This is a genomic window from Thermoflexus sp. (assembly GCF_025055495.1).
Classification (GTDB): domain Bacteria; phylum Chloroflexota; class Anaerolineae; order Thermoflexales; family Thermoflexaceae; genus Thermoflexus.
The window spans coordinates 1-6851 of the sequence record NZ_JANWXB010000015.1; the positions used below are offsets into that span (position 1 = coordinate 1).

Sequence of the window (6851 nt, forward strand, 5' to 3'; positions counted from 1 at the left end):
GAGGCCCCCCCACCACCGGCCGGCCTTTGAGGGCCCCACTCGGCCTGGCATTTCTGGCTGGCGGTGGGTCCTGTGTCTGCGTATGGCGCGATTGAAGCAGGGGCGGGGGGGGCTCTGGCGGGCGAAGGGGATCGTGATCGAGCCGTTCGAGGCGTATGAAGAGAATGGAAGGGGAGCTGAGGATCTTCCCCCGACGCTTTCGGGCAGACGATGGGCGAATCTTTACTGTATTTCTGAATCCATGCGATCTGCTTGTATGGCTGATAAAAGGTCACATAGACGCCCCAATCGAAGAGAAACGAACTGGGAGGTTGTTGCTTGGGTGTATTGATCGATTGAAATAAAAGGGATATGAAGTAGTGGCGAGGATGGAGTTCGATCCCGGGCTGTTGGCTGTGGTTGGACCGTTTGGTGCTGGAGCTAAGCTATCCCTGGGCTGTCAACCGGTATGTGCATGCACATGGCAACTCATCCCCCGAAGGTCCTTGTCGCCGCCGCGGCCGCCCTGAAGCGGTATGCGTGTGTCTATAACAACCCTCGTGCTGCGTGGATGAGGAGGGACGCATTCCAGTGATGCCGCTCCTCCTCGCGGGCGCGGTGGTGGCCCTGAAGGTCATCGATTACGGATGGACGGCGTGGGATACCCACCGCTACCGCTGCGTGATGCGGGATCGGGTAGCCTTTGCGGGTGGTGCACCACAAGATAGGGGAGGACTTTTGGCCCCGCTGTGCCCTGAACGTGGTGCGGGAGCTGGTTGCGCCGGATGAGGAGCAGACGTGGTGGGAGGAGCCGGAAGGCGAGGATCGAAGGCCAATCATTTTTCGGGAGGCGCTGCGGTCGGAGCTGGTGCGGGGGGAAGGGACGCCGATGATTTTCGTTTCGGGGCGGCTGAAGCGGGCGCTGGAGCGGGTGGGGGCGGCGCGGGGAGTCCACTTCATCCGGGTGCCAGCGTTCTGAGGAGCGGCGGAGCGATTTGGATTTTGGGCTAACTTGCAGCCTCTCTCTCGGGGAAGGTTTGGGGGCAGGCGAGGCCGCCTTCGGCAGCCCCACCCACTCCCAAAACCTTCGATGCGGCACGACTTTACGGGCTCCTTTTCCCCGGACCTCTCCTCCTCGTCGCTCTTGGGGCTATTCGGGGACTGAAACGCTGTATTTCCGAGAAGACAAACCGCGCGACCTCTGCCTGAAACGGGGAGGTGATCGCCTCGCTTCGGCATGCTGGGTCGCTCTCCCCGATCCTACGGCCCGAGGGTGCCTTTCGTCGAAGGGATATCCCGTCGGCGGGGATCCAGGCGCACGGCCATGTCCAGGGCGCGGCCCAGCGCCTTGAAGAGCGCCTCCGCCCGATGGTGATCGTCCCGCCCGTAGAGCAGCCGGGCGTGCAGGTTCATCCGGGCGTGGACGGCCAGGGTTTCCAGGAAATGCGGGATCAGGGACGTGGGCAGCGCCCCGACCGCCGGGCCGCTGAAGGCCAGGTCCAGCACCGCGTAGGGCCGCCCGGAGAGATCCACGGCCACAAAGGCCAGGGCCTCGTCCATCGGCACCCACGCGTGTCCCATCCGCACGATCCCCCGTCGATCCCCCAGCGCCTCATCCAGGGCCTGCCCCAGCACGATGGCGACATCCTCCGTGGTGTGATGGGGATCGATGTGCAGATCCCCGCGGGCCTGCACCTCCAGGTCGAAGAGCCCGTGGACCGCCAGGTGGTGCAGCAGATGGTCCAGGAAGCCGATGCCGGTTTCCACCCGCGCCTTCCCCTGTCCGTCCAGCCGCAGGAAGATCTCGACCGCGGTTTCCGCAGTGCGCCGCTGGCGCCGGGCTTCACGGGGCCCCATGGGGGACCTCCTGGGCGATTTCCGACAGGGCGGCCAGCAGGGCCTCGGTGTGCTCCGGCCGCCCGACGGAGATCCGAAGGTAATCCCGCAGGGGCGGCGAGGGGTAACGGCGGATCAGGATCCCACGTCGCAGGAGGGCTTCCCAAAGGCGATGGGCGTCCCCGCCGACCACCCGGCATAGGAGGAAGTTGGTCTGGCTGGGGAGGGGCCGAAGGAAAGGGAACTCCTGTAGCGCCTGGTAGAGCCGCTCCCGTTCCGCCACCAGCCGCGCGACGTTGGCCAGGAGATAACCTCGATCCTCGAGGGAGGCGAGGGCGGCCTGTTGAGCAGCCAGGTTCACGTTGAACGGCGGCCGCACGGCATCATATGCCCGGACCAGGTCCGGGTGCATCAGGGCGTAACCCATCCGGAGGGCCGCCAGCCCCGCCCACTTGCTGAAGGTCCGTATGATAACCAGGTTAGGGTGTTGCGGAAGCCAGGGGGCGAAGGTGTGGCCAGCGAACTCGAAGTAGGCCTCGTCCACGATCACCATCACGTCCTCCGCGAGCAGGTCCCTCAGGATCTCCTCCGGGAGCAGTCGGCCGTCCGGGTTGTTGGGGGAGGCCAGAAAGACGGCGGCGGGGCGATGGCGGCGGACGGCTTCAAGGAGCTCCGTCCGCGGGATACCGAAGGCCTCATCCCGATGGAGGGTGAGGACTTCCCCGCCATGCCAGCGGACGGAGAGGGCATACATTTCGAAGGTGGGCTCCACGATCAGGGCGGCGCGTCCGGGCCCGACCAGGAGGCGGGCCAGGAGGTCGATCACGTCGTCGGCGCCGTTCCCCAGGGCGATCCACTCCGGGCCGAACCCGGTGTATTCGGCCAGCGCCTGGCGCAGCGTCCTTCCCTGCGGGTCGGGATACTGATGCCATGCCCCTTGGGTCAGGGCAGCGGATACCCGCGGGGAGAAACCGTAAGCGTTCTCGTTCGCATGAAGCCGGATCAGGCGATCCGGGGATACCCCATAAGCCGCCGCCAGCTCCTCCGGCGAGACCGCCATGCTGTAGGTCAACTGCTCTCGAAGGTCCGGGCGTAGCCAGCGTTCGATCACGGAGATGCCTCCCGGGTGAGGTTTGGGAAAACGGCCGCTGATGGACTTCGCTGCCCTCAAGCGCGATCGGGGCTGCCGGGGGATCCCTTCAGCTGCTCCAGCACCCGTTGCCATCGAGGGGGCTCTTCCTCGAAGATATAGGTCACCGGGGCGACCACCACCCCGCTGCCCCCGATGGTCCGCAGCTGCCGGATCGCTTCGTTCAGGCGATCCTTCCGCACGATGATATGGATTGCGAACCATCCGGGGTCTTCCTCGCGGACGTAGACGCGGGAGATGGTAGGCCCCTGGAGGCCGCCCAGATCGGTCTGCGTGAAGAGGCGATGGGCGATGGCTTCCGCCGATTCCCCCCGCATGTTGGCGAAGAGCATATAGTGGCCCTCGGCGCGCAGATGGGCCTCGAAGAACTCCACCAGCTGGCGAGCCACCTCCAGGACCCCGGGGCGGGCGGTCAGCGCCTCGCGGTTGGCGATCAGGCAGGCCTGGGCGTGGAGGATCACACCGTCCCGCAACGGCTTCAGCCGGTTGTCGTGCAGCGTCGTCCCGGTGGTGGTCAGATCGGCGATGAGATCCGCATAGCCGATGCTGGGGGCCACCTCCAGGGTGCCCTCAGAGACTACCAGGTGGAATTCCGCGATCCCGCGTTCCCTCAGGAAGCGGCTCACCAGGTTCGTGAAGCGGGTGGCGATCCGAAGCGGGTGTCCTTCCCGGGCGCGGGATTGGGCCAGGGCGGCCAGCTCGTCCACGGTTTCGATCGGCCAGGCTTCGGGGACCGCCAGGACGAGATCGCAGTGGCCGTAGTTGAGGGCCTCGTGCAGGATCAACACCTGGGGGTCGTGGTCCAGGCGCTCCATCACCACATCGTAGCCCGTGATGCCGAAATCCACCCCGCCGTCGCGCACGCTTAGGGGGATATCTCCGGCCCGCTGGAAGAGCACGGTGACCCCGGGCAACGCCGGGATCCGGGCGACATACTGCCGGGGATTGGCCTTCTCCACCGTCAGGCCGCAGGCCGAGAGGAAGGCAAGGGTCGGTTCCTCCAGGCGTCCTTTGCTGGGCAAAGCCAATCGGATCTCTTGAGAGCTCCTTCCGATCGATCGCAAAGGGTTGAGAGCAGACAAGCTTTCCCTCCTCATTCTAAATTCAGGAGTTACGCCGGCGGCTATGAATTTAATTCTACTCAACCCGCAGTGCGCGTAGGAGAGGCGCTGGGCGCCATTATGATGTGGGAAGGAAAACGCTGGATCCTTTCCGGAATTGGGGACAGGCGGATCACCGAAAGCAACCCGCCGGCTTCCACGGCTCTTTACTTCGCCCCACGAGGCGGAGCTAGAAGAGATTTTCGGCATAAACTTGGGATGGAGGGAGATGGTGCTTGGACCCGTTATGCATTGGGGATTTGGAGAGCGGAAGCCCCTTGGGAGTTTCAGAGGGGCCATCGCTTCTCTTCTCTTCCTTCCCCACAGCCCGCCGGGCCGTAGGGGAAGAGGAGAAAACATCTTTCGGGGGCAGGGCTCGGGCCCTTTGGCCCCCAGCCCTGCCCCCGAAAGAAAAGTTGGCTGTGCAGCTCCTGAAATCCAGACAAGGTTCGGGGGTTATGAGCACGCTTCTGGATGCCTTACGGTCAGTTCCTTTGTTCAGCGGTCTGGATGAGGAAGCCTATCATGAGATCGGCCACTGGACGGAGCTTCTCTCCTTTCCGGCGGAGCATTACATTTTCCATCAGGGAGATGAGGCGGATGCTGTCTGGATTGTGGCGAAGGGGCGAGTGCGCATGCTCCGGCATGCATCCCCTGGCAAGGAGGTGATTCTTGAGCTCCTGGGTCCAGGTGAGGTGTTCGGGGGTGCGACCCTCTTGCTGAGCCGCAATCCCGCCACCGCTCAAGCCGCCACCCCTGTGACCGTCTTGCGCATTCCCCGGTCCGCCTATCTGGAGCTCCTTGAGCGTTACCCGCAGGTCGCCGTCCGCTTGCTACAGATGTTGGGGCGGCGGCTGGAACATGCGATGTCGATTCGCTCTCTGATCCTCGAGAAAGTAGAGAATCGCATCGCTTACGTGTTGTTGACTTTGGCAGAGCGGGCGGGGCGTCATGATCCTCAGGGCGTCTGGATCACCGTTCCGCTCTCGCGGGAGGATATCGCCCGCATGGCGGGGACCACGCTGGAGACCGCGATCCGCATCCTGAGCCGATGGACCCGCGCGGGGTGGATCCGCACGGAACGGGGCGGGTATATCCTGATTCGCGACCTGAAGGCATTGCAGGATCTCGCCCGTCAGGAAGAGCCTTAAAGATCCCTCACGCCATAGATCTGCCACCCCTTCTGCGGGAGATTTTGGAAAGCAGGTGGGCCGCCATGCATGTCGGATGGAGCAGTCAAGGTTTCCGATGAGGTGCCGGATGGCCAGCGCTCCTATCCAAGCTTCCATTCATAGGTGTGGGTGGGCATACGGGATCGCTTAGCGCTACCCGGGAGGTTGAAATGCAACAACCCCATGGTATTCTGAGGAGCCTTCCCGCCTGGGGCGTTATATTTTTAATAGCAGCCTGTGGGCGCGGGATGGCCTCTACCCCCACGCGGACAGTGCCGGCTGGGGTTCGTTTATCCCCTTCCCCACGGGTTCCGGAGGGGAGTGCGGTGCCAGCGACTCCGGATCTGCAGGGCACGCCGACCTATGGGACTGTGACATCCGAAGCCTCCCCAACGCCCTCCGCTTCGCCTGCGGCTTCAGGCCTTGAGATTCGATCCTTTCGAGCCGATCCCGAAACGATCATGCCAGGGGAGGCTTTCACGTTGACATGGGAGTCCACTGGAGCCGCTGAGGCCTGGCTGTATCCGCTGTCTGAGGGTCGGCTGCTCCAAGGCGTTCCGGTTTCGCCAACCGGCTCCCGAATCCTGACCGCTCCAGCGGATCTGCGTCGGCCGCTGGAATATATGCTGTTCGTTTTCGATGCCTCCGGTGTTTATGTCTACCGTAATCGGCGTCTGCCTCTTCGACAATGTCCGGATTCGTGGTTTTTCTCGCCCGCTCCAGCGGAATGTCCATCCGGCCCTCCCCTTGTCTCCTTTGCCGCCGATCAGCCTTTTGAGCGTGGCCATATGATCTGGATCCAGGACCGCGATGAGATCCTGGTGCTCTTTGCTGATGAGCATGTGCGCCGCTGGCGGGTGTTCGTTGATCTGTTTGAGGAGGGGATGCCGGAATATGATCCGACCCTGACTCCTCCACCGGGGCGGTTTCAGCCGATTCGAGGGTTCGGCCTCGTATGGCGGAATGACCCGGAGGTCCGGGATCGCCTGGGCTGGGCGCTTCGGCCGGAACAGGGGTTCACCACCCGGGTTCAGGGGACAGCGCGGGAACGATATAACGTATGGTTCATCCAGGCGCCAGATGGGGGGATCTGGGAGCTGGATCCAGAGGGCTCAGGATGGTCTTATCATCCCCCTACCCAGTGATCCTTGCCAGGGATTTTGGGACTTTGCCCATCTCCCCATGCCGCTTCGCGGCCTGAGGAGGAACGTTGGAGTGGCAAGGCGGGTGGCTTAGCTACCCGCCCCGCCACTCCAATCCCCGGGTTTGCAACAGAGCCTTTTCGCCTGAGGAGCAGGAGAGGGATGGAGAGTTCTAAAAGGCTGCCTTCTGGTCCAGCGCTGGAGGTGCTGAAGTTCTTCCTGTGACTGGGCTTCGCGACCTTCGATGGGCCGGCTGCGCATATCGCCATTCGGTTAGGTAACCCCTGGACCAGTCCTCACCACGGCGACGTTCATCGGGTATCTCTTGGCGGGCGTCCCCGGAACGATCCTGGCGACCCTGGGGATTTTTCTTTATCAGGGATGGTGGGCGGCGAGGCTCCTCACCCCGCCATCTCCAACCCTGGGTCGACAGCGGAGCAAAACTATTGCTTTGTCCAGTTATCAACTGGGG

Annotated in this window: 6 protein-coding genes and 1 pseudogene; 4 read left to right on the plus strand and 3 right to left on the minus strand. The window is 63.5% G+C overall.

Annotated elements, in window-relative coordinates:
• The first annotated feature begins 682 nt into the window (after positions 1 to 682).
• Positions 683 to 958, plus strand: coding sequence for a hypothetical protein (locus tag NZM16_RS00585; RefSeq protein WP_295477768.1), 276 nt, complete (start codon positions 683 to 685; stop codon positions 956 to 958).
• A 281-nt stretch (positions 959 to 1239) separates the two neighbouring features.
• Here the strand turns inward: NZM16_RS00585 and hisB are convergent, their stop codons facing one another.
• Genes hisB through hisG form a run of 3 tightly spaced genes read right to left on the minus strand, consistent with a single transcriptional unit; the run spans position 1240 to position 3993 of the window.
• Positions 1240 to 1836: an imidazoleglycerol-phosphate dehydratase HisB gene (hisB, locus tag NZM16_RS00590; protein WP_295452428.1), complete on the minus strand. Its 597-nt coding sequence runs from the start codon at positions 1834 to 1836 to the stop codon at positions 1240 to 1242.
• A complete protein-coding gene (hisC, locus tag NZM16_RS00595; protein WP_295477771.1) occupies positions 1823 to 2926 on the minus strand; it encodes a histidinol-phosphate transaminase in 1104 nt (367 codons plus the stop codon). The genes hisB and hisC overlap by 14 nt, the downstream gene beginning before the upstream one ends.
• 56 nt (positions 2927 to 2982) lie before the next feature.
• A complete protein-coding gene (hisG, locus tag NZM16_RS00600; RefSeq protein WP_295477775.1) occupies positions 2983 to 3993 on the minus strand; it encodes an ATP phosphoribosyltransferase in 1011 nt (336 codons plus the stop codon).
• Between the two features lie 530 nt (positions 3994 to 4523).
• Here hisG and NZM16_RS00605 point away from each other — a divergent pair.
• From NZM16_RS00605 to NZM16_RS13940, 3 genes and pseudogenes are all read left to right on the plus strand, one after another.
• Positions 4524 to 5216, plus strand: coding sequence for a Crp/Fnr family transcriptional regulator (locus tag NZM16_RS00605; protein WP_295452435.1), 693 nt, complete (start codon positions 4524 to 4526; stop codon positions 5214 to 5216).
• A gap of 347 nt (positions 5217 to 5563) precedes the next feature.
• Positions 5564 to 6382 carry a hypothetical protein gene (locus tag NZM16_RS00610; protein WP_295452438.1) on the plus strand — a complete coding sequence of 273 codons (819 nt, stop codon included), beginning with the start codon at positions 5564 to 5566 and terminating at the stop codon, positions 6380 to 6382.
• A 277-nt stretch (positions 6383 to 6659) separates the two neighbouring features.
• Positions 6660 to 6851, plus strand: a pseudogene (locus NZM16_RS13940) (hypothetical protein); the annotation flags it as partial.